Raw genomic sequence first — 24,745 nt, 5'->3', positions numbered from 1 at the left:
CAGGTTTAAGCGTGTACTTCTTCGGATAATAAACCTTCAATCGCGTGTCCGGCTTCTGAATAATGTGCGTAGCGTTTCGCGTAGATAGCTACCCGCTCCGGGTTCGGATGGTATTCCGCGTCGAAACCCTGACCCATTGCTGCCATGGCGTCTTCCACACGTGGGTAGATGCCTGCTGCCGTAGCGGCGAACATGGCTGCACCTATTGCGCAGGTTTGCTCTGACTTATGGATACGGATAGGCATGTTCATCACGTCGGCCATCATCTGCATGATAAATGGTGATTTCTTTGCAACGCCGCCTAAACCGATAAGTCCTTTTACTGGGACGCCCTGCTCATTGAAACGGTCTACGATCTTCTTGGCACCGAAACAGGTCGACTCTACCAGGGAACGGAACATCTTCACGGCGTCACTTCCCAGGTCAAGTCCAAGGAACGCACCTTTTAAAGCCTGGTTCGCGTCTGGGGTACGTCTGCCGTTTAACCACTCGATAGCATACTCGCCGAATTCTTCTACTGGTAGCAATGCTGCCTGCTTGCTAAGTTCAGGGATAATCTTTCCTTCAACTTCTTCTACAAGGCGTGCTGCAGTTTCTGCGTCAATGACAGAAGACTGAGCTGCCAGTTGTTTAAACGGACCAATAAGTACGTTCTTAAACCATGCGTAAGCATCTCCGAAAGCAGATTGTCCGGCTTCCATACCGATCATTCCCGGGATGATAGATCCGTCTACTTGTCCGCATATTCCGTCTACCAGAATGCCTTCTACTTCGTTAGCAGGGGCAACGAGCATATCACAGGTTGATGTTCCCATTACCTTGCTCAGGTAGTAGGGCTCAATCTGTCCGCCTACCGCACCCATATGCGCGTCAAACGCACCGATCCCGATTACAACGTCGTTATTCAGTCCAAGGCGCTCTGCCCATTCGGCACTGATAACACCGGCCTTCTCTGCTGATGTATATGTTTTGCTGGAGAGTCTGGAAGGGAATCCTTTTAATAATGGATCAAGGGAAACGAAGAACTCTTCCGGCGGGAATCCACCGAACTCTGCATTCCACAGTGATTTATGTCCTGCTGAACATACGCTGCGCTTGATCTCATCGACATTGTTTCCGCCTGTTAACAGGAACGGAATCCAGTCGCAATGCTCAACCCAGGTATAGCAAGCTTCACGGACGGTTTCATCCGCACGAAGGATGCGCAGCAACTTCGACCAGAACCACTCTGACGAATAGATTCCACCTACATATTTCAGGTAGTTGATATCAAACTTCGTCGCATGCTCATTGATCTCCGCAGCTTCTTTTACAGCCGTGTGGTCTTTCCAAAGCACGAACATCGCGTTCGGGTTGTCCTTGAATTCAGGCAACAGGGCTAAGGGAGTTCCTTCTTTGTTTACTGCAACGGGTGTTGATCCTGTTGTGTCCACAGAGATGGCTTTCACTTGCGCAGCAACTTCTGGACCTGCCTTCTCCAGACATTCCTTGATCGTGCTTTCCAAACCTGCAACGTAATCTTCGGGATGCTGGCGGAACTGATTCTTCTCAGGATCGCAGAATGCACCTTTTTTCCATTGAGGATAATAAAATACTGAGGCAGCTAATTCCTCTCCGCTGTTCGCGTTTACGATTACTGAGCGTACCGAGTCCGTCCCGTAATCTACTCCAATAACAAATTTTTCTGAAGACATAATTGGTATTCGTGTCTAATTAACACTTAATAGCATCAAAAATAGAAATTACTCTTCAATAAGTACGACTTTTATAAAAGAAAATTATCGGGTGTCGGTACAAAGTTTACAAAGGTCTGCAGTTTGTCCTTGTACTGCGTTTTATCGAGCATATAATAAAAGGCGCCCTTCTTCGAGCCTTCTTTGTCTTTTTCCGTCTGTTTTACTAAAAGCTCTGCGGATAAGACTTTCCTGCTGAAATTCCGCTTGTCGAACTGGGCATCGTAAACAGCCGTGTAGAGCGCCTGCAATTGCGGTAATGTGAATTTCTCCGGCAGCAACTCAAACAGCACAGGATGCAGCGCGGCTTTATAACGCAGTTTCTTCAGCGCCGCTTCTACCATTTCATTATGGTCGAAGATCAGCTCCGGCCGCTCTTTTAATAAAAACCACTCGGGGCGGTATTCTTCGCTTAGCTGCTCGGTATATTTATTGATGTCAATAAGGGCGAAGTAGGTGAGGCTGATGACCCGCTCGATAGGATCCCTGGAGGGGTTCCCAAATGCTTCCAGCTGCTCCATGTAGACGCCTTCCAGTCCGGTCAGCTGCTTCAGGATGCGGGCTGCGGCGTTTTCCGGACTCTCGTCCGGCTGAAGAAATCCTCCCACTACGCTCCATTTTCCCATCTCTGGCTCAAAGGCGCGGTGGATCAGCAGCAGTTTCAGATTCTCTCCGTCGAATCCAAATATAATGCAGTCAATAGCGATAAGGAGACGGGCTTGCTTGGAATACCTGTTCATGTATAGGTTTTTTCGATAAATCTGTTATTGGTTAAATAGGAGCGAAAGATAAGAGATTTTACTGCTGCGGATGCAATTAATGTCAAATTAACATTTCCCGTTAAAAAATAAGTCTACTAAATCTATAGATTAATTATGTACTTATATATTTTCCCCTATATTTGTCGTAACAAAAATCAAACACTTCTCAACTCAAACTACTGAAAAGAAAATGAAGACGCAGAATTCTCAGTCTCATCAGACCACGAAAAATCAAAATGTACGCCATGCAGGGAATGCGCGAATGTGTTGTTGAGGGTAGGAAATAAATAAAGCCAGGAGAGTAGATCTCCCGGCTTCATGCAGATAAAACCAGAAAGTAACGCCAATTGCCACTGATTTTATCCTGTTCTTATCAATCGATTTCTCATTAATAAAAACATTCAAAGGTATGAAATTTAATACCCGAAGTCCCTATTCGGTCAGGTTTCTATGCGCATTGTTACTCGCCCTGTCCACACCCGTACTGCTAAAATCTCAGGATAACCCAAAACCCCTCATCAACTCGACCCTGGAAGGTACCATACTGGACGCGAAGACCAGGGAACCGCTTATCGGGGTGTCCATTCAGTTAAAAGGTACGACCCACTCGTCGTACACTGATTCAAAAGGGCGCTTTCAGTTTATAACGGGACAGAAATTTCCCTATAATATCATCGTCAGCTATATCGGATACGAGAAGAGGGAGATCACCGCTAACGGCAGCCCCATCGAAGTGCTCCTGAAGGAGGATATCAAAACCCTCAACGAAGTGGTCGTAGTCGGCTACGGCACGCAGAGCAAGCGTTCTGTTATCGGTGCTGTATCTACTATCAAGACTTCTGAAATCGCTAACCAGCCTTCTGCGAGCTTTGATCAGCAGATCCAGGGCAGGGCGGCGGGTGTGCAGGTCGGCTCTAATACCGGTGTTCCGGGCGACGGACTGTTCTTCCGAATCCGCGGAACGACGTCTATCAACGCGAGCAGCGACCCGCTCTATATCATAGACGGGGTGTTTATCAATAACCAGTCGCTTCAAAAGATCACGACCCAGGGACAGGCTAACAATCCTCTCGCGGATATCAATCCTGCTGATATCGAATCGATTTCGATCCTGAAGGATGCAGAAGCGACTGCGATCTACGGAGCCAGGGCAGCGAATGGTGTGGTACTCATCACAACAAAGAGGGGTACTTATAATTCAAGGCCGAAGATCTCCCTGAACACATACCAGGGTGCCTCATGGGCGCCTGAACTTTGGGATCTGCTGACTGGTCCGGAACATGCGACCATTATCAACGAAACCTGGACAAATGACGGAAAGCCTTTCGCTACCCGTCCCTTTCGTCCGGTTTCTGAAGGGGGACGCGGTCTTCCGGAGGAGCAGCAGACCTACGATCGCCTGAATGATGTCTTCCGCACAGGTCGCCTGCAGAACTATGATCTTTCCGTATCGGGTGGTAATGATAAAACCCGCTATTATATCGGTGGGGGATATGCCTCCCAGGACGCGACGCTCAAGACCAACGACTACAGTCGTGCCAGTTTTAAGATCAACCTGGACCAGACCATCAATTCTTTTCTGAAGGTCGGAACCAGCAATACCCTGGCCAGATCTCAACGCGCAAATGCCCGTGTAGGGGATGGCCCTCAGGGGGGAATCCTTCAGGCGGGTCTTCATACGCCCACTTACCTCCCTAAGTTTAATGCCGATGGCACGTATGCGAAATGGGCTGGTTTTGATAACCTCGATGTCCTGATTGATAACACGGATATGCAGTCGGTCAGCAGCCGTTATATGGGTAATATATACGGAGAGGCAGAGATTGCAAAAGGCCTGAAATTACGCAGCAGCTGGAGTCTCGATTACAATAACTACGATGAGTTTGAATACTGGAATTCCCTCACCAACCGAGGTAGCGCCAACAAGGGTCTGGCTGCCTCCAGCATTAGCCAGAACCTGATCTGGAGCAGTGAGCAGACTTTGACCTATCGCAATACCTTCAACGAGAATCATACCATTGGTGTACTACTCGGAAATTCTATTCAGGGAAATACGGCCAGGCAGACTTTTGCGCAGGGTACCAACTTCCCGTCTGACGATCTGAAGCAGATTGCCTCAGCTGCGACTACCACCTCTTCCTCTAACCTGGCGGAAAACAAGCTTTCCTCATTTTTTTCTAGAATAGACTACAACTATGCAGGGAAATACTTCCTGGAGGCGAGCCTTCGTGCCGACGGCTCATCCCGCTTCGGTGCGGATAAGAAATGGGGATATTTCCCTTCCGCAGGTCTGTCCTGGCGTGTAAAGGAGGAGTCTTTCCTGCTCAACTCTCAGACCATCAGCGATCTGAAGATCCGCGCCAGTATAGGCTTGACCGGTAACCAGAACGGTATCGATAATTATGCTGCCCTTGGTCTTTGGCAGGGTGGGTATAACTACCTCGACAATCCGGGATCTATCCCGGTTCAGCTGGCTAATGCCAACCTGGGTTGGGAGTCTACCCGTCAGACGAACCTGGGTATCGACCTGGGTCTCTTTAAAGACCGACTGGGTATCGAATTCAACGTTTACCACAAGTACACGGAAGACCTTCTCCTGAACGATCCCCTGGCACCGAGTACCGGATTTTCTTCCATCACTAAAAATACCGGTGAGATCAGCAACAAGGGAATTGAGTTGAGCATCAACAGCACCAACATCGCTGCTGAGCATTTCAAATGGCAAACCAACCTGAATCTGGGCCGAAATGTCAATAAGATTGAAAAGCTGCCAACCCCTATCGATGCATCGTACAACACCATCCGCATGATCGAAGGCTATCCCCTGTATTCGTTCTTTGTCTACAAGCAACTGTATGTCGATCCTCAGACGGGTGATGCGGTATATGAAGACCTGAACCAGGATGGTCAGCTTACCGTTGCGGATAAGCAGGTGATTGGTAATGCCTCTCCTAAATTGTTTGGAGGGTTGAATAACGCTTTCTCCTTTAAGGGCATTGATTTGTCTGTCTTTTTCAACTTCTCCTACGGAAATAAGATCTATAACAACAACCGCTTCTTCCTGGAATCGGGTGGTACCCGCGACGACCGCCGCGCCATTAATAAGAACCAGCTCAACCGCTGGCAGAAGCCGGGCGATATTACAGACGTGCCCCGCCTAACAACCCAGGGAACAAACTACACGCTAAGTCCGAGCAGCCGCTTTGTAGAGGATGGATCTTTCCTGCGCCTGAGTATTGTCAATCTGGGTTATACCTTGCCAAAGGATTTAAGCCGCAAGGTTAAGGCATCCACCATCCGTGTCTATGTAACGGGAACGAATCTGGCACTGTGGACGAAGTATAGCGGTCCGGATCCGGAGATCAATGTGACTTCCAACCCGCTGGTTCAGGGTTATGATCTCGGTACCCCGCCTGTTCCGCGTACTGTTCAACTGGGTCTTAATGTCACACTTTAAATTAATAGCTACAATGAAACGCTTAGCCTATATATTTCCTTTCTTGCTTCTGTTTACGTCCTGCGAGAATTTTCTGGAAGTCGACCCGCAACTGCAGGTCGATGAGTCCAAGGCGATCACCAACGCCTCCTCTGCTACTACGGCGCTTAACGGTCTTTATAACCGCCTGAGTGCGAACAGCTATTATGGTTCTAACTTTCCTGCGCTCTCTTACCTTTCCGGCGGAGATGTTCAGTGGTCGGGCTCCCAGTCGGCTCCTCAGGAGGTCGTCCTTCATCGCCTTACTGCGGATAACGGCTATGTAGGTTCAGCCTGGACGGCCATCTATCAGACGATCCTCTCTGCAAATTACATCATCCAGGCAGTGCCCCAGGTTGTGGACCCTCTGTTTACCGAGACGCAGAGGAATGAGGTCCTGGGGCAGGCCTACTTTATTCGTTCTTTGGCGTATTTCGATCTGGCGCGCGGCTGGGGCGGAGTGCCCATCATCCTGACGCCTACTCGTGAGTCGAGCGAGAACGCGAACGTCGAAAAGAGTACCCTGGCGGAGACTTATGCTCAGGTACTAAAAGACCTGGAGCTGGCGGAAAGCCTGCTGCCGGAGACGACCAATCGCCAGAGGGCCACCCGCAAAACCGTTTGGGCGCTGCGCTCGCGCTATCACCTGTACCGCTCGGAGTGGGAGCAGGCGGAATCGTATGCCACCAAAGTGATCAATGATAAGGCTAACTATTCGCTTTTGAAACCCTATGCTGCCTTCTTTGCCAGCAATGCGGTTGGTACTTCGGAATCTGTTTTTGAGCTTTCTTATACAATTTCTGCTACGAATAACCACAGTAACTGGTGGCTGCCTCCTGCTCTTGGTGGCCGGAGGGAATGGTCGCCTACTCCTCAGCTGGTAACGCTCTTAACGAGTGCGGAAACGGGTGGTGGACGTAAGGAACTCCTCGGACAAACTGCTGCCCCCGGCAACCTCTGGTACGGCAAGCTCTACTACCGTTCTCCAACGGGCACCGATCCTGCATACCTTATCCGTACTGCGGAGCTCTACCTGATCCGTGCGGAAGCACGGGCGCAGCAGAATAACCTCGGTGCTGCGCTGAGCGACCTCAATGCGGTGCGCGACCGCGCTGGTCTGGCTGCTCTCATCACAACAGATAAAACGGCGATTCTGAATGCTCTGGCACAGGAAAGGCGGCTGGAGTTCGCATTTGAGGCGGACCGCTGGTTTGACCTGGTGCGGACCGGCAAGGCTGGCGAGGTTCTCGGAATTACCAATCCGAACAAGTATCTCTTTCCAATTCCTACCGCGGAGATTGTAGCAAACAACGCCATTATTCAAAACAACGACTACTAATAAGAAATAACGACAATGAAGACTACGAAAAGATTATTGCTCGCAACGCTCCTGTTGCTTGCTGCCCAAACGGGCTTTAGTCAGAAGACCCCGGCTGTACAGACAGTCGGCCCGGAAAAGGGCGCTCTCCTGATCGTCGGTGGTGGAAAAGTCGGACCGGAGATCTGGTCCAGGTTCATTGAGCTGGCCGGGGGCGAGTCTGCCAATATCATTATTATCCCCACGGCGGGCGACGATTCCACCATCAACCGGGGCATCTTCAAAGAGAAGGAACTGCTGGAGTCGCTGGGCGTCCAGACCGTATCCATCCTTCATACCCGGGATCCAAAAGTGGCTGAAACGGAGCAATTCGCCGCGCCGATCAAAAAGGCAACCGGCATCTGGTTTGTCGGCGGCCGTCAGTGGAAGATCGCAGACGCGATACTCAACACCCGTACACACCGCGAGCTGAAGAACTTATTGAACCGCGGTGGCGTTATCGCCGGAACTTCTGCCGGGGCCACCATTCAGGGTTCCTTCCTGTTGCGTGGCGACACGAAGGGGAACTCCATCCTGGTAGGTGATCATCTGCAAGGCCTGGATTTCATTCATAATGTGGCCATCGACCAGCATATCCTTAAAAGGAACCGCCAGTTTGACCTGATTGAAGTCATCCGCAGCAAACCTGAACTTTTGGGGATCGGTATAGACGAAAGCACCGCAATTATGGTGCAGAAAGATAGCTTCGAAGTGCTCGGAACGTCTTACGCCGCTGTTTATGAACGCAGTAAACTGGATAGTCCCGCACCCTTCATTTTTCTGGGCCGGGGACAAAAGTACGACCTGAAAAACCGCAAGGTAATCGCCACCGAGACAAAAACAAACACCCTGGTAAGCAAATAAATCTTAAAGAGATGACGACTCTAAAATCCGCCGAAGCGCTATCGCCCTGGAAGTCTTACGAAAAAGTACTCTTTCGTTTCTTTTTCATTTACTTCCTCCTACAGGTCCTGCCTCTCGATCCGGGGTTCTATGCTGAGCTGTTAAACGCTGAAGACGATTATCCGCTCTATGGATATATCTTCAACATCTCACGCTACGCACCGCACTTTTACACCGGGCAAGAATCGTTTTTGAACTGGGCAGTTATTGCGGTGATAGCGCTGTCGGGGACGGCAATATGGAGCGCGCTGGACAAGAGCCGCAAGGAATACCACGCCCTGTATTACTGGCTGCGGGTGATCCTGCGCTACCGGCTTGCTCTTGCGGTAATCGGTTACGGCTTTATCAAGGTCTACCCGATGCAGTCACCTTTCCCATCGCTCAGCAATCTCAATACCAACTACGGCGACCTGAGTGCCTGGAAAATCTTCTCCATGACCCTGGGGATCGTACCGGGCTACGAATCCTTCCTGGGCTGGGTGGAAATCCTCGCGGGACTGCTGCTGTTATACAGGCAGACGGCCACCATCGGTGCATTCCTGGTGATTGTTTATACCGGGAATGTATTCCTGGCAAACCTGGCGTACGAAGGGGGCGAGTACGTGTACGCGTTTTACCTGATTGCTATCGCGCTTTTTATCCTTGCTTATGATGCGCTCAGACTTTACACCTTGTTTGGGCTCGAAAGACCAACTGCTCCAAATGTATTCAAGCCTCGTTTTCAAGGAAATCAGAAGAGCATCCGCCTGGCATTGAAATCTGCGTTCGTGTTGATTTTTCTGTTGATTTATGGTTTCGCTACTCAAAGGGGATTCCGGACAGATCCCTATCAATACCCCAAGACGGCTGGGTTGCCTGATGCAAGTGGGATCTATGAAGTTGCGGAGTTTCGGCTCAATGACAGCGTGATTCCTTATTCGGCTGTCGATAGCCTCCGATGGAAAGACGTGGTCTTTGAAAAATGGGCTACCCTCAGCATTCGTTCCAACCGTCCCGTAATCCTCGACTCGACAAACATAGAGACGATCCGTGTAGCCGACAACGAACGGCTTTATGAGATTTCCGGAGCCGCAGGAAGGCATTACTATTCGTACGAGATTGACGCTGTCCGCAACGTCCTTCGCCTGCAAAACAAAAATAAAAATTACCCCGACGACAAAATCGAGATGAATTTTACCCGCCCCAATGATCGCCAGATTATTCTTTCTGGTCGCAACAGCCGGACGGAAGCGATTTATGTAGTCCTGAATAAGAAAGACAAGAAGTACCTCTTTGAAGAGGCTGCCAAGCAGGGTAGAGGTAAAGCACTCGAATTATAGGTCCAAATCAACAAGAAGATGCAAACAAACACAGACATCAGCACACCGGAACAGCGAAAGCCGGTTCTTGCAACTGAGAAGGCCTGGAAGCCGTATCAGATCTTTCTCTTCCGGGTAGCCTTTATCTTTTTTATCATCATGTCCATCCCCGGATCAGCCAGCTGGTACAAAGGCTTTTTCGGCATCGACTGGACGAGTGTGCATTACCGCGACCTCTACGATATCGCCCGCTTTCAGCCTGCTTTTCTGCGTGGAGCGGGAAGAATCCTCTATGGATATGGGGAATGGTTGGTTATCCTGGGTGTTTCTATTATCGGTTCCGTTATTTGGTATCTGTTTGATAAACAACGTAAAGAATACACCAAGTTAAATTACTGGTTAAGAGTGATCGTGAGGTATCGGGCAGGCATCGGGATCATCGGCTTTGGTTTTACCAAGCTGCTTCCTGTGCAGATGCCTTACCCTTCGGTCGGATTGCTCAATACCGATTTCAGCGACCTGACCCTGCAAAAAATCTATTGGCTTTCCATCGGTATTGTTCCCTGGTATCAAGTGTTCGCCGGCGTCGTTGAAGTCGCCGCCGGAATGATGCTGTTCTTTCGGAAGACCACCCTGCTGGGTGCTATTCTGCTTTTCGGCGCCCTGGGCGATATCGTCTACGTGAACTTCGCCTATGATGGCGGCGTGCATGTCTACAGTTCGTACTTTGCGCTTTACGGCGCCTTCCTGATCATCCACGATATACCGAAGCTTTACAATCTGCTGATCCTCGAGCGCCTTACTATTCCGCGAAACTACTATCCTTATTTCGCACAGCCCTGGCAGAAGTATCTGCGCATCGGACTGAAGACGCTGGTTATTGCTGTCTTCCTGGGCTTGCTGTTCTATGTGCAAACGCTCAACTTCCTCTACGATCCCTACAAGCAACCGGCCATGAGCGGGCTGAAGGAGCTTCGTGGTCTTTACCATGTGGCAGAGTTCAGGATCAATGACAGGCTTATTCCAGAGTCGCCGAATGATTCTTTAAGATGGCAGCAGGTGACTTTTGAAAAGTGGTCGACCTTAACCTACAACGTTAACAAACCCGTGAAGCTGGACCTTTCCAATGGCGGCGGTTCCCCGATGCGGGATATCAACCGGACTTTCGAACTGACCGGTGTAGCAGGGGGCAGGCGGGTCTTCTATTACGAAGCCGACACAGAAAACAAGGTACTTTATCTGCAGGATAAGAATGTTCCCAGGGTGCGGCAGGAACCTGCCGCTGCTTCCGAAGCTAAGAAGCCGAAACAAGTGGATAACTGGATCCCGAAGGAGGCACTCGCTAATATAGGCGACGAAAACCTGAAGATTGAGCCACTGGCGTTGACAAGCAGACGAACCCGCGGAATTCCAGCCGAAAAAGCTAAGGATCCCAAAAGAAACCGGATGATCCTACGCTATTCTACTACCGACGGCGCTAAGGTTATCCTCGAAGGAGCTGATGAGAACAAAAATAAAATCCACATGGTTCTGAACCGGATCGACCGCAAATACGCCTTATCGGAAGGCAAACTCGAAGCAGGTAAATATTAGCACAAAATCAATAATTTAGCAAACGAGATGAAGCTCGAATTTATTCAAAAGTATGACAGAAAAAGCGAGTAGCCGGGATTATGATGCAGTAGTGGTAGGCGCCGGTCCCAATGGCCTGGCAGCAGCGATTACACTCAGGCAATCGGGCTTATCTGTCCTTTTAATTGAAGGGAAATCAGAGATAGGAGGAGGGATGCGCTCCGCTGAACTCACCTTACCCGGATTCTTACACGATATCTGCTCTGCCGTTCATCCGATGGCTGCCCGTTCTCCCTTCTTCAGGTCGATCCCGCTGGCTGATCACGGGCTTAGCTTCGTTACTCCCGAAGTGGCGGCGGCTCATCCCTTTGATGAGGGACACGCGGCAGCGCTTCACACGTCTATTGAAAAGACCGCCGCTACCCTGGGAAAAGACGGACCGGCCTATACCCGATTGATGAACTCGGTCTGCGAAGCCTGGCCGCTGATTGCCAAAGACGCGCTGGGTCCGCTTCATTTCCCCTCCAGGCCTTTTACCATGGCCGGCTTTGGGATCAAGGCACTGCCCTCTGCATGGAGCCTGGCGAAGATGTTCTCGCAAAAGGAGGCGCGGGGACTTTGGGGCGGCATGGCGGCACACAGTATCCAGCCTCTTACAAACCTCAGCACTTCCGCGATCGGACTGGTTCTGATGGCTAACGGGCATCTCGGCGGGTGGCCTATTCCTGTGGGTGGTTCTGTTGCCATCGCAAATGCCATGACTTCCTACTACCTTTCGCTGGGTGGAGAGATCCAGACCGATTTTCAGGTAAGCTCGCTGGAACAACTCCCCAGCGCCCGTACGGTTCTCTTTGATGTTACCCCCAGGCAGCTTTTGAAGATCGCCGGTCACAAATTCTCCTCCATTTACAAATGGCAGATGGAGCGCTATCGCTATGGCATGGGCGTATTTAAGATCGACTGGGCCCTGGATGGTCCGGTTCCTTTCACAGCGGAGGAATGCCGTCGTGCCGGAACGATTCATCTTGGCAATACCATCGAAGAGATAGCGGCAGGAGAGAAGCGAAGCCATGAAGGTAAAATTGTAGACAAACCCTTCGTACTGATGGCCCAGCAAAGTCTTTTCGACCCCAGCAGGGCACCCGAAGGCAAGCATACGGTCTGGGCGTATTGCCACGTACCGCATGGTTCCAACGTCGATATGACTGCCGCGATCGAGAATCAGGTGGAGCGTTTTGCTCCAGGCTTCAAAGATCGCATCCTGGCAAAACACACCATGAATGCTTCGGAAATGGAAGCCTATAATCCCAACTATATTGGCGGGGACATTAACGGCGGTATCCAGGATGTGAGGCAGCTGTTTACGCGGCCGGTCCTTCGGCGATCGCCCTATACCACCTCGGCCAGGGGTATCTATATCTGCTCTTCATCGACGCCTCCTGGTGGTGGCGTACACGGTATGTGCGGCTACCACGCCGCCAAAAAAGCCTTGAAAGACATGTTTAACCTCGAAGCTCCAACTATTTAAAACACTTCACTTTATAAAACCTGCTTTATGTCATCGATTAATACCCGCTTTTCTCTTCACGAGGACTGGACCGTGGTCGTACTTGGAATTCTGATCATCATTTTGGCAATACTTGGAATCGTTGTTCCAGCGCCAGCCTTCAGCTGGAGCAATTCCGCAGAGCTCAGCAACGCGGTCTTGTCGTCCTCGAATCTACAATCCATAGCGCTGCAATTTCTTGCCGTTTTGATAGTTGCTATAATGGGAGCTTTCTTAACCTCCAAGCCTCTCAAAAATCTGTTGATCACCTTTCCCTCCGTCTATTTCCTCACCCTGATAGCTCTTATTCTGGCAGGCAATCAGCAGGTTAAGAACCTGAATCTGGAAGCGGTGATCTTTAGTTTGTCCATAGGTCTGATCATCAGTAACTTTTTTCGTCTGCCGCAATGGTTCAAAGACACACTATCCACGGAACTTTATGTGAAAATAGGCCTCGTTCTGCTGGGTACTACAATTATTTTCGGGGACATTCTGAAGGCCGGTTCGCTGGGACTGATACAGGCACTGGTAGTCGTCCTCTCCGTATGGTACTTCGCTTTCTGGCTTTGCCGGAAGTTAAAAATCGACAACGAGCTGACCATGATGATTTCCAGTGCGGTCTCCATCTGTGGAGTGTCGGCTGCCATCGCTACCTCGGGTGCCATTAAGGGAGATTCAAAGAAACTCTCTTACGTGATTTCGATGGTGCTGATCACGGCGATCCCCATGATGATCATCATGCCTTATATCGCCAGTTACTTCAATTTTCCCGACGAAGTTACAGGTGCCTGGCTGGGCGGCAGTATAGACACTACAGGTGCTGTAGTTGCTTCCGGAAGCCTGGTAGGCGATAGGGCGCTGGAAATCAGTACGATCGTTAAATTCTCACAGAACGTATTGCTGGGTGTCGCAGCTTTTGCTATCTCCATTTACTGGACTTATACCAACAATCCGCTCGCTACCAGGGAGGATACCAAACCTACCCTGGGTGTCATTTGGGAACGCTTCCCGAAGTTTGTGCTCGGCTTTATAGGTGCCTCCCTGATCTTCTCGTTTTTCGTTCCAACGGAAGTCAATGCGGAAATTAAAGGCAGCCTGAAAAGTCTGCAAGGCCTCTGGTTCGCGCTCGCTTTCACCAGCATCGGGCTCGAAACACGTTTCGCTGATTTGTTTAATAAGGACAGCAGGAAGCCGCTCTATGCTTTCCTCATCGCGCAGCTGTTTAATATCCTGGTTACCCTTGTGATTGCCTTTATGCTGTTTGGTTCCTAGTGGCCGTTGCGACATTCGTCGAGCTTGATTCCCGGGACGAAATAAATCCTGATTCACCAAGATTATAGCGAAAGTTTCCTGAAGTATCGGCTTTATACGGCTTCTGTTTCGGATCCATGTCCTTTGCTATGTACCCCCGTTTTTTCCGTGTTGAGGGCGTGTTAAGTCCGACTTCTGCTAGCTAAAGTCGGACTTAACACGCCCTCAACACCGGTTTAATAGGGCTTCATATAAAGGAGTTACCAGAACGAGGGAAGAGATTATAGCAGCCTGATCTGGGTCGAGCGGATCATAATTTCATCCTGTTCGAGATCGTTCTGAAGCTGCTTCTTCCAGCGTTGCCAGTCATCCTCGTCAATATTGTCCGTCATGATTTCATAGATGACGATGGTATCTTTAACGGGCTTATCGTTCGCCGGTTTCCACAGTCCGGTAGCGGGGGCCTTGCTGTGAATAGTTAGCCCGCCAAACTTTTCGGTCAGCTCATTCTTAAGATCTGCGAATATTTTTTCAGGAAATCTGTTCCCCTGGGAATCGTAAAGGGGTAGGAATAGTTCAATAAGATGCATAGGATAATGTCTTTCTTCGGAAGATGAACCGGAGAAAGTGCTTCAGGTTTTGCGTGAGCGACAAAAAAATCCTGTTAAACAAAAAAAGCATCCTGTGAGAGGATGCTTTTTATCAATATATAAAATGAGTTTTAATTAACCGATCTTAACATTAATAGCGTTTAGGCCTTTTCTGCCTTGTTCAACGTCGTAAGTTACTGAATCATTCTCACGAATGTTATCTAACAAACCTGAAGAATGAACGAAGATTTCGCTGTCACCATTCGCTGGTACGATAAATCCAAAACCTTTTGTCTCGTTGAAAAATTTTACTGTTCCTTGTTGCATTGTATTTTAATTAATTATCCAAATGTACAATAATTTATTGATTATTAGGCAGTATCGAAAATTATATTTTGTCACATGACGCTCATGTGTTAATCGGCAAGTGGATTCAAACCATGGCGAGGAGGTTTTGTTTAATCTGAATGGAGTTTAATATTAGTATATCTGACATCGTGAGTATGTGTATGTCTGTTCTTTGCGGAGGCATAATCGGGTTCGAACGAGAATATAAAAGTAAGTCTGCAGGTTTTCGAACGATCGTCCTGATTTCCCTGGGTTCCACAATATTTACTATAGTATCCGGATATGGAGCAGGCTCGGACGATCGTATTTCAGCAAATATCATTACGGGAATTGGCTTTATCGGTGCGGGTGTGATCTTTAAGGATCAGGTTTCGATAAGAGGGCTGACTACAGCAGCAGTGATCTGGACCTCGGCAGCTATAGGAATGACAACAGGGATTGGATATCACGCGCTGGCATTTCTCTTTACTATTATTACCCTTATTATATTATTAATGGTATCTAAGGTGGAAAAGCTCATTGGAGCGCTGCAGAAACAGAAGATTGTGAGCGTAACCTTTAATCACTCCGATCTCAACCGGATTCAGGCACTGGAGCGATCGTTCAATAATGCCGAACTGAATATCGAGCGACTGGAGTTGAGCAAGGATAACGGGAGTCTTAGCGTCCTGTGGCAGGTGACGGCTACCAAGAGGTCGTTCACTGAACTCAATGAGCGGCTTGCAGGTGTGGCGGAGATAATTAGCTTTAGTTAAAGCAAGTTACGTTTCGTGGCGCGGTATCCACAGATATCGAATTGGGGCTTAATTCCCCAATGTAGTCTGAGATATGTCCCCAGTTCGGGGTGTCGACTGCCCATGTTCAGACGATTGCTTGCTTCGTTTTTCAGCCGCTCCATCTGAACTGCCGATTTTACCGCCGGACTGATATTTATTTCCTGGTGGAATAACGGTTTAGCCATTTTATAGTCGGCTGAACAATAACTGGGTGAGAGAAAAGATACAACTTATTTACAGTTGCTTGATTATCTGATTATTATTCATGTGTGGTTGTATGTTATATTTAATATAGTAGTTCTAATGGCCATATTTGCAGGTTGTTAATGATTGAAACATATTTTAAAAAGTGAAGTATTGTTACTCATACTGAACCTTAAATCGTTCAGTATCTTATGAAAATGTGTTGAAATACCATCTCATAGGAAATTTTATTGTGAGATCGGTACAGTACTTGTCTTAGATATTTCAACGCGTTAACAAACAAACCTTATCGATTTTTAAATTAACAAACTCTCAAAAACTATGGAAATTCATTACGGTCAAATCCTTGAAAAAGTTGTACGAAGAAACGGTCATTCAATCAGTGATGTCGCCAGGTTGACAAATGTCAACAGACGTTCCGTTTATAACTGGTTTAATCAGCAACAGCTGAAGGCTGACATCATCTTCAGAGTAGGTTGTGTCATCAATCACGACTTTTCAATTGAACTGCCTCATTTATTTACTTCAGAAGACTTCGAAAGAGGATTTAAAAAAGCATCTTTCTCCATGAGTATCGAAGATTCGACAGAAGACGAGGCTCAGCATTGGAAAGATAAATATATCAGCCTGTTGGAACAATACAACGAGCAATTGGCACACCAGCTATCAATAGCGGTTTAAACGATACCTATACACCAATCTTATCAAAAGCCTGATTCTCATGGAGAGTCGGGTTTTTTTGTTTCGGCGCATTTCTGAATTATGAGAATACTTGTTTTTCCCCGGGGCGCTCTTTACCACAGTTAGAGCAAAATTTCGCAGTTCTCGGGTAAATAGGAGCCTGGCAATACTCGCATTTCTCCTTCGCTTCTTCAGTAGCTCTGGCCATTTCGACCGATACAATGCCTGTTGGTACTGCTATAATCCCATAGCCGATAATCATTAATATGCTCGCCAGAAGTTGTCCCATCGGAGTTTGGGGCGATATATCTCCGTATCCCACCGTTGTTATAGTCACAATTGCCCAATATATGGAAACAGGTATGCTCGTGAAACCGCTTTTATCCCCTTCGATAATGTACATCAGCGTGCCGATGATCGTTACCAGTGTGATCACACTCAGGATGAAAACGATGATTTTGTGCATACTGGACTTCAGCGCCGTGCTCAGGATATTGCCTTCATAGAGAAATCGGCTGAGTTTAAGAATCCTAAAGACCCGCAGCAGGCGGAAGGCGCGCACTACCACAAGATATTGTCCGCCTGTAAGAAACAAACTCAGGTAACCGGGAAGAAAAGCGATGAGATCGATTAAGCCTAAAAAGCTGAAAATGTATTTCAGAGGCTTGCGCGAGCTATAGATCCGCAGGATATACTCGATGGTAAATATAATGGTGAAGAACCATTCGGCCGCACGGATATAGGAAAGGTAATTCTGCCTGATACTGGCGACGCTTTCCAGAAAGACCGATAGTATGCTGAACAAGATAAGCCAGAGGAGTACCAGGTCGAAAAGCTTTCCGGCAGGTGTGTCTGACCGGAACACGACCATGTATATTTTTCTGCGTAAGAGTTCGTTCGACCTAAGCTTCATGTTCGGTTATTCATTTGCTGGAGAAGCAAATTTACAATAATGTGGCTACAGAATGTTGATGATTGAAAGATGCTTGAGATAAAGTAATATTTCAAAAATGCATTGAATATTGGTTGATTAGAGCTATTTTAGCGTTTCGGGAACGTTACCGTAAAAAACTGCTATTTATTATAATCTATAAAGTATGAGAACATTTCTCTTTTTAGTTTGCTTATGCTTGGCTATGTCTCACAGTACTCAAGCACAGGATATGAAGTCTCCTAACGGCAAATTTTCGCTCAGATTTTCACTGCAAAGCGACGGCACCCCTGTGTACAACCTGCAGTATAAAGGCAAGGAGGTGATTAAGCCAAGTAAGCTTGGTTTTGAGCTGAAACGACTGAAAAAGGATGCTGCTTCAGGTGGTGATATGAACCAGAAGGTTGCTAACGATGAATCTTCGCTGCATGATAATTTTACGCTGGTGGACACAAAGACTTCGACGTTTGACGAGACCTGGACGCCCGTTTGGGGAGAGGTAAAAACGATCCGCAACCACTACAACGAGATGGCGGTGACGCTGAGTCAGAAAGGCACCAACCGGCAGATGCTGATCCGTTTCAGGCTGTTCGATGAGGGTCTTGGCTTTCGCTATGAGTTCCCGCATCAGAAAGATCTGACTTATTTTGTAATCAAGGAAGAAAAAACGCAGTTTGCGATGACGGGTGATCATACAGCATTCTGGATTCCTGGAGATTACGATACACAGGAATACGATTTCACTACTTCCAGGCTATCTGAGATCAGGGGATTAATGCCAAAAGCCATCACGGCTAACGTCTCTCAGGCGTCGTTTTCGCCCACCGGGGTGCAGACCTCATTGATGATGAAGACAGACCAGGGTATCTATATCAATTTGCATGAGGCTGCCCTGATCGACTATGCTTGTATGCATCTTAACCTGGATGACAAGAATATGGTGTTTGAATCATGGTTAACTCCCGATGTAAAGGGTGATAAGGGATACATTCAGGCGCCCTTTAATACGCCATGGAGAACGGTAATCGTTAGCGACGATGCACGAGATATCCTGGCTTCAAAGATGACATATAACCTGAATGAGCCTTCCAAGATCGAGGATACCTCATGGATCAAGCCGACGAAATATGTAGGGGTATGGTGGGAGATGATCACCGGCAAGAGCTCATGGGCTTATACGGATGAGTATCCTTCCGTTCAACTGGGTGTTACCGACTATACCAAGGCTAAGCCGAATGGTAAGCATGGTGCTACGACCGAGAATGTGAAGAAGCATATTGACTTCGCCGCCGAGCATGGCTTTGATGCCGTACTGGTAGAAGGCTGGAATCAGGGATGGGAAGATTGGTTCGGTAATTCTAAAGATTATGTATTCGACTTTGTAACGCCCTATCCGGATTTTAATGTTGCAGAGATCAGGGATTACGCGAAATCGAAGAATGTGAAGATGATGATGCATCATGAGACATCCAGCTCCGTACGTAACTACGAGCGTCAGATGGATAAGGCGTATCAGTTTATGAAGGATAATGGTTACGATGCCGTGAAGAGCGGTTATGTGGGGAATATTTTGCCAAGAGGAGAAAATCATTATAGCCAGTGGATCGTGAACCATTATCAGTATGCGCTGGAAAAGGCGGCTGAATATAAAATTATGATCAACGCGCATGAGGCTGTGCGCCCTACAGGAATCGCGAGAACTTATCCGAACCTGATAGGAAACGAATCAGCCCGCGGTACGGAGTATCAGGCGTTTGGAGGCTCGAAGCCCAACCATGTAACGCTACTTCCTTTTACCAGACAGCTGGGCGGTCCGATGGATTACACTCCGGGGATCTTTGAAATGGACGTCAGTAAGTTGAATCCGGACAATAATTCGCATGTGAACAGCACAATTGCCAATCAGCTGGCGCTTTATCTGACGATGTACAGTCCGCTGCAGATGGCGGCTGATCTTCCGGAAAACTATATGAAATTCCCCGACGCGTTTCAGTTTATCAAGGATGTAGCGGTTGACTGGGATGACAGCAAATATCTGGAAGCAGAGCCCGGAGCGTATATCACCGTAGCACGGAAGGCGAAGAAGACAGGAAAGTGGTTTGTTGGAAGTGTTGGCGGAAACGAGCCGAGAACGTCGAAAATAGGCTTTGGATTTTTGGAGCCGGGTAAAAAGTATATCGCTACGCTTTATACAGATGCAAAAGATGCGCATTACAAAACAAACCCTCAGGCCTATACGATTCGCAAAGTTGTGGTGGACAGTAAGTCTAAGCTTTCGCAGTTTGTTGCTGCGGGGGGTGGATACGCGATCAGTTTAGAGGAAGCGAACAAGGCACAACTAAAGGGAGTGGCTAAACTATAAAAGTACATTTAAGCCAGGGTTTAGCAATGTTTTTGATTAGGAGAGCGGTTCCACTTTTTGTGGGCCGCTTTCTTGTTTAATTGCGGTAACCTTAACAGCGACGTCTGTGGATTTTTTCCAGATCCATTCTAAAGGACCGGATTTAAACTTCGACATCCAGATAGCGCATATTGGGCTCAGGAGTATGAAGCTGCCGATGCCGACGGTAAGTGCCCACAATAATCCATTTGCGGCCAGCCAATCGTGGATCATATAGATGTAGAGCGATTGCAATATGTAGAAGGTAAGTCCCATTTTCCCGATGGGAATAAGGAAGTTCAGGAACCGCTGTGAACTGAATTTATGTAGCATCACGATAATCGCGATATAAGTAAATGTGAGGGAGATCTGCTGAAACCGGGTTGCAATCGTAATAAAAAGATCGATGTTACTCAGTTCAGGATTTCTTCTTGCACCCGTAAGATAAATAGTAGCCAGAACACCGGTGCTGATCGTGGCCAATGTGATACTGATGAGAAGCAGTCTCTTCAGGTCTCTGAGCTTCACGTCCAGGAAGTAGTTTATCTTCCCGACATAAAACCCGAGATAGAAGAAAGTTGCAATGACGTAGAGTCGTCCGTCGGTAAACAAATACCAGTTGTATTTATCGACGATCTTTGCATTGAAGATCCTGGTAAGGATGCTCGTTTCTATATCGAAGTCTCGGGTAATACCGAGTGCCGGAATAACGATACTGAGCAAAAAGAAAAGCAAGCTTAAAAGGAGAAGGGTTTTTTCTTTTAGATTCCTGCTGCTGAGTAGCAGTAGACCCAGTAAAGCATATGCCTGCAGGATATCGCCTACGTAGAAAAGAAAATGGAGGCTACCGATAACAAATAAGATTGCGAGGCGCCAGATGTAGGGTTGGACAAAGTTGGATCTCCGCCCCAGGGAATTTTGAAATTGTATATGAAAGCTGAGCCCGAACAAGAATGAAAAGATGGTAAAGAACTTGTTGGACAGCAGATTCAGATAGGTGATGTTGATCATGGCGTTGACCTTTGGCGGGTAACCTTCATGTTCATATAGTACGACTGAGAACAGATGGGTTATAAAAATTCCCAAAAGCGCAAATCCTCTGAGCACGTCGAGTGTTTCGAGTCTGGGTATTTTCATGTCTTCAAATTAAGAAAACCAAGACTGAAAATAGCCCCTTAATCACGTAATGCTCTCTGTTGTACTGCTTCTGTTAGGTTATTGTGCAGTTTGTGGTAAGCCCATTTAACTTGAAGGCAAGTTTCCGTGCAACAAAAGTTATATCATCTGACACATTCTTGTTAGCCTGTTGACGTTCCGAATCTTAACTTTGTGTTGCACTAACCCAAATTGCCTGTTATGAAAAAAATTTTAATGACCCTGCTCGTTGTATCATGTATGACAGCGAATACTGCCAGGGCACAACAGGGCGCTGCTGTCGGAGCGGGGTCGACCTACTCAAATCCTCTTTCCATTGCCTTTGGTGACCCCTTTGTTTTGAAAGACGGGGACATGTATTTTATGTACGGTACGGGCGGCGGAGCAAAGGACGGTTTCTCGGTGTACTCTTCTCCGGATCTCAAGAGCTGGAAGGACGAAGGTCAGGTATACTTTGGTAATAACAAAAACGGCTGGGGAACCGGGGCCTATTGGGCGCCCGAGGTTTACAAGCGGAATGGTAAGTATTACATGTTCTATAGTGCGCAGTGGCGTCATAATCCCACCAAGGAAGAAGAGAACTTCAAGATTGGTGTAGCTGTGGCCGACAAGCCGACAGGGCCTTTTGTCGACATGCAGGATAAACCCATATTTGATCCCGGCTATCCGATCATTGATGCGAACGTTTGGTTTGAGAACGGGAAGACGTATCTATACTATTCGAGATGCTGTTACAAGCATCCGGTAAAGAGCGAAGTTTCGGAATGGGCGCGAAAAAAAGGATGGTATAAAGAAATCGAAGAGAGCTGGGTTTACGGGGTGGAGATGAAGAATGATTTCAGCGGTGTTATCGGCGAGCCCGTATTGCTGTTGCGCCCACCGGTGAAAATGGATATCGCGGAGTGGGAGAGCAGATCTGTCACCTCCAGGGAGGTGAACCGCCGCTGGACGGAGGGATCATTCATTTTCAAAAAGGAGGATACCTATTATATGATGTACTCGGCCAATAACTTTGACGGACAGAATTATGCGGTGGGTTATGCGACGTCGAAGTCGCCGCTGGGTCCCTTCGTTAAAGCTGCCAATAATCCGGTACTGCAGAAGAACGGAAGGGTTACGGGCACCGGCCATAACAGCATTACGATGTCGCCTGACGGAAAGGACATGTTATGTGTGTATCACGGAAGAACAAAGGCTACCGGACATGAGAGACTTGTATTTATCGATAAAATGGAGGTACGTAAAGATGGGAAGCTGGTGGTTTATGGACCGACAATGAAGGACTAACCTTTCTAGTTGATCGCAGTATTCAGTAGTAAATTTCAAACCTGAATTTGTATGTTTACGGTCAAACTGCATAAGACCAATTATGAAGACGATAAACCTTAGGAGTTTAATACTAACGGTATTAATGGGAGGCCTGATTCCATTTACAGGCAATTCTCAAGAGAAGCTATACCAGGATCAGTTCCCTTTACGTGATATAAGCCTTCTGGATGGCCCGTTTAAACGGGCCAGAGACCTGAACCTGAAAGTGTTATTGCAATACGATGTAGACCGTTTATTGGCACCTTACCGCAAAGAGGCTGGTTTACCCAAAAAAGCTGAAACGTATCCCAATTGGGATGGTCTGGATGGTCACGTCGGAGGTCATTATCTGTCGGCCCTGGCGATGAATTATGCCGCTACCGGAAATGCCGAGTGTAAAAGGCGCATGGAGTATATGATCAAGGAGCTCAGGGAATGTCAGGAAGCTAATGCGAAAAACAATACACAATGGGGGCGGGGTTATGTTGGCGGTTTCCCGAACAGTGCCAGGTTATGGTCGGCCTTTAAGAAGGGCGACTTAAGTATCTATAATTCCGCATGGGCTCCTTTCTATAATTTACATAAGATGTATGCCGGTTTGCGAGATGCCTGGTTATACGCTGATAATAAGGAAGCGAAAGATATGTTCCTTAAGTTTTGCGACTGGGGTATCGACATTACCGCGGGCCTGTCTGATGAGCAGATGGAAAGGATGCTGAACATGGAGCATGGCGGAATGAATGAAATGTTTGCCGATGCTTATCAGATGACAAAGGACAACAAATATCTGATGGCTGCAAAAAGATATTCGCACAGGCAATTCCTTGACCCCTTGTCGAAGGGAGTTGATAATCTGGACAATAGACACGCCAACACGCAGATTCCTAAATTTATTGGTTTTGGCCGGGTAGGTGAACTAAGCGGTGACGAACAGTATGCGAAGGCGGCGAGCTTTTCATGGGAGACCATTACACAAAACCGTTCGCTTGCATTTGGTGGAAACAGCCGCAGGGAACATTTCCCCAGTGAAACATCGGCTTTCGACTATCTGCTGGTTACCGATGGACCGGAGACCTGCAATACCTATAACATGCTGAAGTTAACGGAAGACTTGTTCCGCGAGCAACCGGAGGCGAAATACATGGATTATTATGAGCGGGCTACGTTCAATCACATCCGTTCCACTCAACATCCGGAGCATGGCGGCTATGTTTATTTCACGTCTGCCCGGCCACGTCAGCACCGCAAATACTCGGCACCGAATAAGGCCATGTGGTGCTGCGTAGGTACCGGAATGGAGAATCATGGGAAGTACAACCAGATGGTTTTTTCGCATTCAGGCGACAAGCTCTTCTTAAACCTTTTTATGGCTTCACAGCTTAGCTGGAAAGAAAAAGGTGTGGAGATTAAGCAGGAAACTGCTTTTCCATTAGAAGAGCAAACCAAGCTGACGGTTACAAAAGGTAAAGCAAAATTCAATCTGCTGGTCAGGTATCCCGGATGGGTAAAAGAAGGTGCGCTTAAAATATTGATTAACGGGAAAGCCTTTAACTATTCTGCCCAACCCTCTTCTTATGTGAGTATTAACAGAGAGTGGAAAAAGGGAGACAGGGTTGAGCTTGTCTTGCCCATGAGAAATACCATCGAACGTATGCCTGACGTGCCGGACTATGTCGCGATCATGCACGGTCCGATATTGCTTGGTGCTAAAGCAGGGACAGAAGATATGGGAAGCCTGGTTGCCGGAGAGGGACGCTTCGATCAATATACCGGAGGTAAAATGCTACCCATAGACAAAGCCCCGATCATTATTGACGACAATATTGAAAATATCGGCGACAAACTGGTGCCAGTAGAAGGAAAGCCCTTGCATTTTAAGTTAAATGTGGCTACGAAAAACCCTCTGGAGAACATGGTACTGGAACCTTTTCATCAGATACACGATTCACGGTATATGATCTACTGGCTGGCCCTAAACGAGAGAAGGTATGAGCGATACAGTGATTCTCTTTCAAAGACTGAAGAAAAAAGATTGGCGCTCGACAGACGCACCGTTGATAAGGTGAACACTGGTGAACAACAGCCGGAAACCGACCATAAGATGCAAAGTAAAAACTCGCGGACCGGCAATAATTTCGATGAAATGTATCGCGAGGCTGGCAACGAGGGTTATTTTAGTTATGATTTGGTAACTAACTCTGAAACAGATTTGAAACTATACGTACGGTATTGGGGTGCTGAATGGGGAACAAGGAAGTTTGACATCTATATTGACGATAAGAAGTTAATAACAGAAAACAATACTGACCGATGGAACCAGTCGCAGTTTCAGGACGTTGAATATTCCATCCCCAATGCTATGCTTCAAGGGAAGGAAAACGTCCGGGTTAAATTCCAGGCTCTTCCCAACAGTACAGCGGGAGCGGTTTATTATGTCCGCCTGGTCAGGGAAAAGTGATAAGTTATTTATTTCCTA

General features: G+C 47.7%; 19 protein-coding genes. 12 read left to right on the top strand and 7 right to left on the bottom strand.

What is annotated here, in order from left to right:
* Positions 1 to 5 precede the first annotated feature (5 nt).
* A complete protein-coding gene (locus B0I27_RS10325; RefSeq protein ID WP_106293162.1) occupies positions 6 to 1,694 on the bottom strand; it encodes a ribulokinase in 1,689 nt (562 codons plus the stop codon).
* Positions 1,695 to 1,765: 71 nt separating this feature from the next.
* A complete protein-coding gene (locus tag B0I27_RS10320) occupies positions 1,766 to 2,473 on the bottom strand; it encodes an NUDIX hydrolase (protein ID WP_106293161.1) in 708 nt (235 codons plus the stop codon).
* A 430-nt stretch (positions 2,474 to 2,903) separates the two neighbouring features.
* On the opposite strand from B0I27_RS10320, the gene B0I27_RS10315 reads away from it, so the two are divergent.
* The 7 genes from B0I27_RS10315 to B0I27_RS10285 are packed head-to-tail and all read left to right on the top strand — an operon-like array spanning position 2,904 to position 13,917.
* Positions 2,904 to 5,951: a SusC/RagA family TonB-linked outer membrane protein gene (locus B0I27_RS10315; protein WP_106293160.1), complete on the top strand. Its 3,048-nt coding sequence runs from the start codon at positions 2,904 to 2,906 to the stop codon at positions 5,949 to 5,951.
* A gap of 13 nt (positions 5,952 to 5,964) precedes the next feature.
* Positions 5,965 to 7,308, top strand: coding sequence for a RagB/SusD family nutrient uptake outer membrane protein (locus B0I27_RS10310; RefSeq protein WP_106293159.1), 1,344 nt, complete (start codon positions 5,965 to 5,967; stop codon positions 7,306 to 7,308).
* 15 nt (positions 7,309 to 7,323) lie between these two features.
* The gene (locus B0I27_RS10305; protein WP_106293158.1) at positions 7,324 to 8,190 is read left to right on the top strand and encodes a cyanophycinase; all 867 of its coding nucleotides are present in this window, start codon (positions 7,324 to 7,326) and stop codon (positions 8,188 to 8,190) included.
* Between the two features lie 11 nt (positions 8,191 to 8,201).
* On the top strand, positions 8,202 to 9,548 hold the full coding sequence (locus B0I27_RS10300; protein WP_106293157.1) for a hypothetical protein: 1,347 nt from the start codon (positions 8,202 to 8,204) through the stop codon (positions 9,546 to 9,548).
* Between the two features lie 18 nt (positions 9,549 to 9,566).
* Entirely contained in the window at positions 9,567 to 11,120 is a 1,554-nt protein-coding gene (locus B0I27_RS10295) for a hypothetical protein (protein WP_245925480.1), read from the top strand.
* 52 nt (positions 11,121 to 11,172) lie between these two features.
* Entirely contained in the window at positions 11,173 to 12,627 is a 1,455-nt protein-coding gene (locus B0I27_RS10290; RefSeq protein WP_106293156.1) for a phytoene desaturase family protein, read from the top strand.
* A gap of 27 nt (positions 12,628 to 12,654) precedes the next feature.
* Positions 12,655 to 13,917 carry a YeiH family protein gene (locus B0I27_RS10285; RefSeq protein WP_106293155.1) on the top strand — a complete coding sequence of 421 codons (1,263 nt, stop codon included), beginning with the start codon at positions 12,655 to 12,657 and terminating at the stop codon, positions 13,915 to 13,917.
* Positions 13,918 to 14,177: 260 nt separating this feature from the next.
* Here the strand turns inward: B0I27_RS10285 and B0I27_RS10280 are convergent, their stop codons facing one another.
* The gene (locus B0I27_RS10280) at positions 14,178 to 14,486 is read right to left on the bottom strand and encodes a hypothetical protein (RefSeq protein WP_106293154.1); all 309 of its coding nucleotides are present in this window, start codon (positions 14,484 to 14,486) and stop codon (positions 14,178 to 14,180) included.
* Positions 14,487 to 14,621: 135 nt separating this feature from the next.
* On the bottom strand, positions 14,622 to 14,813 hold the full coding sequence (locus B0I27_RS10275) for a cold-shock protein (RefSeq protein ID WP_106293153.1): 192 nt from the start codon (positions 14,811 to 14,813) through the stop codon (positions 14,622 to 14,624).
* 140 nt (positions 14,814 to 14,953) lie between these two features.
* Here B0I27_RS10275 and B0I27_RS10270 point away from each other — a divergent pair, with 140 nt between their 5' ends.
* Positions 14,954 to 15,589, top strand: coding sequence for an MgtC/SapB family protein (locus tag B0I27_RS10270; protein WP_106293152.1), 636 nt, complete (start codon positions 14,954 to 14,956; stop codon positions 15,587 to 15,589).
* Here B0I27_RS10270 and B0I27_RS10265 read toward each other — a convergent pair.
* Entirely contained in the window at positions 15,586 to 15,795 is a 210-nt protein-coding gene (locus tag B0I27_RS10265) for a hypothetical protein (RefSeq protein ID WP_106293151.1), read from the bottom strand. The genes B0I27_RS10270 and B0I27_RS10265 overlap by 4 nt on opposite strands.
* A gap of 340 nt (positions 15,796 to 16,135) precedes the next feature.
* Here B0I27_RS10265 and B0I27_RS10260 point away from each other — a divergent pair, with 340 nt between their 5' ends.
* Complete coding sequence (locus tag B0I27_RS10260) at positions 16,136 to 16,495, top strand: helix-turn-helix domain-containing protein (protein WP_106293150.1); 360 nt, start codon at positions 16,136 to 16,138, stop codon at positions 16,493 to 16,495.
* Positions 16,496 to 16,574: 79 nt separating this feature from the next.
* Here the strand turns inward: B0I27_RS10260 and B0I27_RS10255 are convergent, their stop codons facing one another.
* The gene (locus B0I27_RS10255) at positions 16,575 to 17,408 is read right to left on the bottom strand and encodes an ion transporter (RefSeq protein ID WP_106293149.1); all 834 of its coding nucleotides are present in this window, start codon (positions 17,406 to 17,408) and stop codon (positions 16,575 to 16,577) included.
* Positions 17,409 to 17,631: 223 nt separating this feature from the next.
* On the opposite strand from B0I27_RS10255, the gene B0I27_RS10250 reads away from it, so the two are divergent.
* Positions 17,632 to 19,788 carry a glycoside hydrolase family 97 protein gene (locus B0I27_RS10250; protein ID WP_245925479.1) on the top strand — a complete coding sequence of 719 codons (2,157 nt, stop codon included), beginning with the start codon at positions 17,632 to 17,634 and terminating at the stop codon, positions 19,786 to 19,788.
* Between the two features lie 36 nt (positions 19,789 to 19,824).
* Here B0I27_RS10250 and B0I27_RS10245 read toward each other — a convergent pair whose 3' ends face one another.
* Positions 19,825 to 20,943 carry a DUF418 domain-containing protein gene (locus B0I27_RS10245; protein ID WP_106293147.1) on the bottom strand — a complete coding sequence of 373 codons (1,119 nt, stop codon included), beginning with the start codon at positions 20,941 to 20,943 and terminating at the stop codon, positions 19,825 to 19,827.
* A 219-nt stretch (positions 20,944 to 21,162) separates the two neighbouring features.
* On the opposite strand from B0I27_RS10245, the gene B0I27_RS10240 reads away from it, so the two are divergent.
* Both B0I27_RS10240 and B0I27_RS10235 read left to right on the top strand, forming a co-directional pair.
* Positions 21,163 to 22,248, top strand: a complete 1,086-nt coding sequence (locus B0I27_RS10240; protein WP_106293146.1) for a glycoside hydrolase family 43 protein — start codon at positions 21,163 to 21,165, stop codon at positions 22,246 to 22,248.
* An 82-nt stretch (positions 22,249 to 22,330) separates the two neighbouring features.
* Entirely contained in the window at positions 22,331 to 24,727 is a 2,397-nt protein-coding gene (locus B0I27_RS10235) for a glycoside hydrolase family 127 protein (RefSeq protein ID WP_106293145.1), read from the top strand.
* Positions 24,728 to 24,745 lie beyond the last annotated feature (18 nt).

This window comes from Arcticibacter pallidicorallinus (genome assembly GCF_003002875.1).
Classification (GTDB): domain Bacteria; phylum Bacteroidota; class Bacteroidia; order Sphingobacteriales; family Sphingobacteriaceae; genus Arcticibacter; species Arcticibacter pallidicorallinus.
The sequence above is the reverse complement of the archived record's forward strand: the minus strand, read 5'-3'. Positions and strand labels throughout refer to the sequence as shown.

Excerpts from the sequence above, each read along its gene's own strand:
- B0I27_RS10325 (WP_106293162.1), bottom strand. The coding sequence starts at position 1,694 with ATGTCTTCAGAAAAATTTGTTATTGGAGTAGATTACGGGACGGACTCG.
- B0I27_RS10320 (WP_106293161.1), bottom strand. The coding sequence starts at position 2,473 with ATGAACAGGTATTCCAAGCAAGCCCGTCTCCTTATCGCTATTGACTGC.
- B0I27_RS10315 (WP_106293160.1), top strand. The coding sequence starts at position 2,904 with ATGAAATTTAATACCCGAAGTCCCTATTCGGTCAGGTTTCTATGCGCA.
- B0I27_RS10310 (WP_106293159.1), top strand. The coding sequence starts at position 5,965 with ATGAAACGCTTAGCCTATATATTTCCTTTCTTGCTTCTGTTTACGTCC.
- B0I27_RS10305 (WP_106293158.1), top strand. The coding sequence starts at position 7,324 with ATGAAGACTACGAAAAGATTATTGCTCGCAACGCTCCTGTTGCTTGCT.
- B0I27_RS10300 (WP_106293157.1), top strand. The coding sequence starts at position 8,202 with ATGACGACTCTAAAATCCGCCGAAGCGCTATCGCCCTGGAAGTCTTAC.
- B0I27_RS10295 (WP_245925480.1), top strand. The coding sequence starts at position 9,567 with ATGCAAACAAACACAGACATCAGCACACCGGAACAGCGAAAGCCGGTT.
- B0I27_RS10290 (WP_106293156.1), top strand. The coding sequence starts at position 11,173 with ATGACAGAAAAAGCGAGTAGCCGGGATTATGATGCAGTAGTGGTAGGC.
- B0I27_RS10285 (WP_106293155.1), top strand. The coding sequence starts at position 12,655 with ATGTCATCGATTAATACCCGCTTTTCTCTTCACGAGGACTGGACCGTG.
- B0I27_RS10280 (WP_106293154.1), bottom strand. The coding sequence starts at position 14,486 with ATGCATCTTATTGAACTATTCCTACCCCTTTACGATTCCCAGGGGAAC.
- B0I27_RS10275 (WP_106293153.1), bottom strand. The coding sequence starts at position 14,813 with ATGCAACAAGGAACAGTAAAATTTTTCAACGAGACAAAAGGTTTTGGA.
- B0I27_RS10270 (WP_106293152.1), top strand. The coding sequence starts at position 14,954 with ATGGAGTTTAATATTAGTATATCTGACATCGTGAGTATGTGTATGTCT.
- B0I27_RS10265 (WP_106293151.1), bottom strand. The coding sequence starts at position 15,795 with ATGGCTAAACCGTTATTCCACCAGGAAATAAATATCAGTCCGGCGGTA.
- B0I27_RS10260 (WP_106293150.1), top strand. The coding sequence starts at position 16,136 with ATGGAAATTCATTACGGTCAAATCCTTGAAAAAGTTGTACGAAGAAAC.
- B0I27_RS10255 (WP_106293149.1), bottom strand. The coding sequence starts at position 17,408 with ATGAAGCTTAGGTCGAACGAACTCTTACGCAGAAAAATATACATGGTC.
- B0I27_RS10250 (WP_245925479.1), top strand. The coding sequence starts at position 17,632 with ATGTCTCACAGTACTCAAGCACAGGATATGAAGTCTCCTAACGGCAAA.
- B0I27_RS10245 (WP_106293147.1), bottom strand. The coding sequence starts at position 20,943 with ATGAAAATACCCAGACTCGAAACACTCGACGTGCTCAGAGGATTTGCG.
- B0I27_RS10240 (WP_106293146.1), top strand. The coding sequence starts at position 21,163 with ATGAAAAAAATTTTAATGACCCTGCTCGTTGTATCATGTATGACAGCG.
- B0I27_RS10235 (WP_106293145.1), top strand. The coding sequence starts at position 22,331 with ATGAAGACGATAAACCTTAGGAGTTTAATACTAACGGTATTAATGGGA.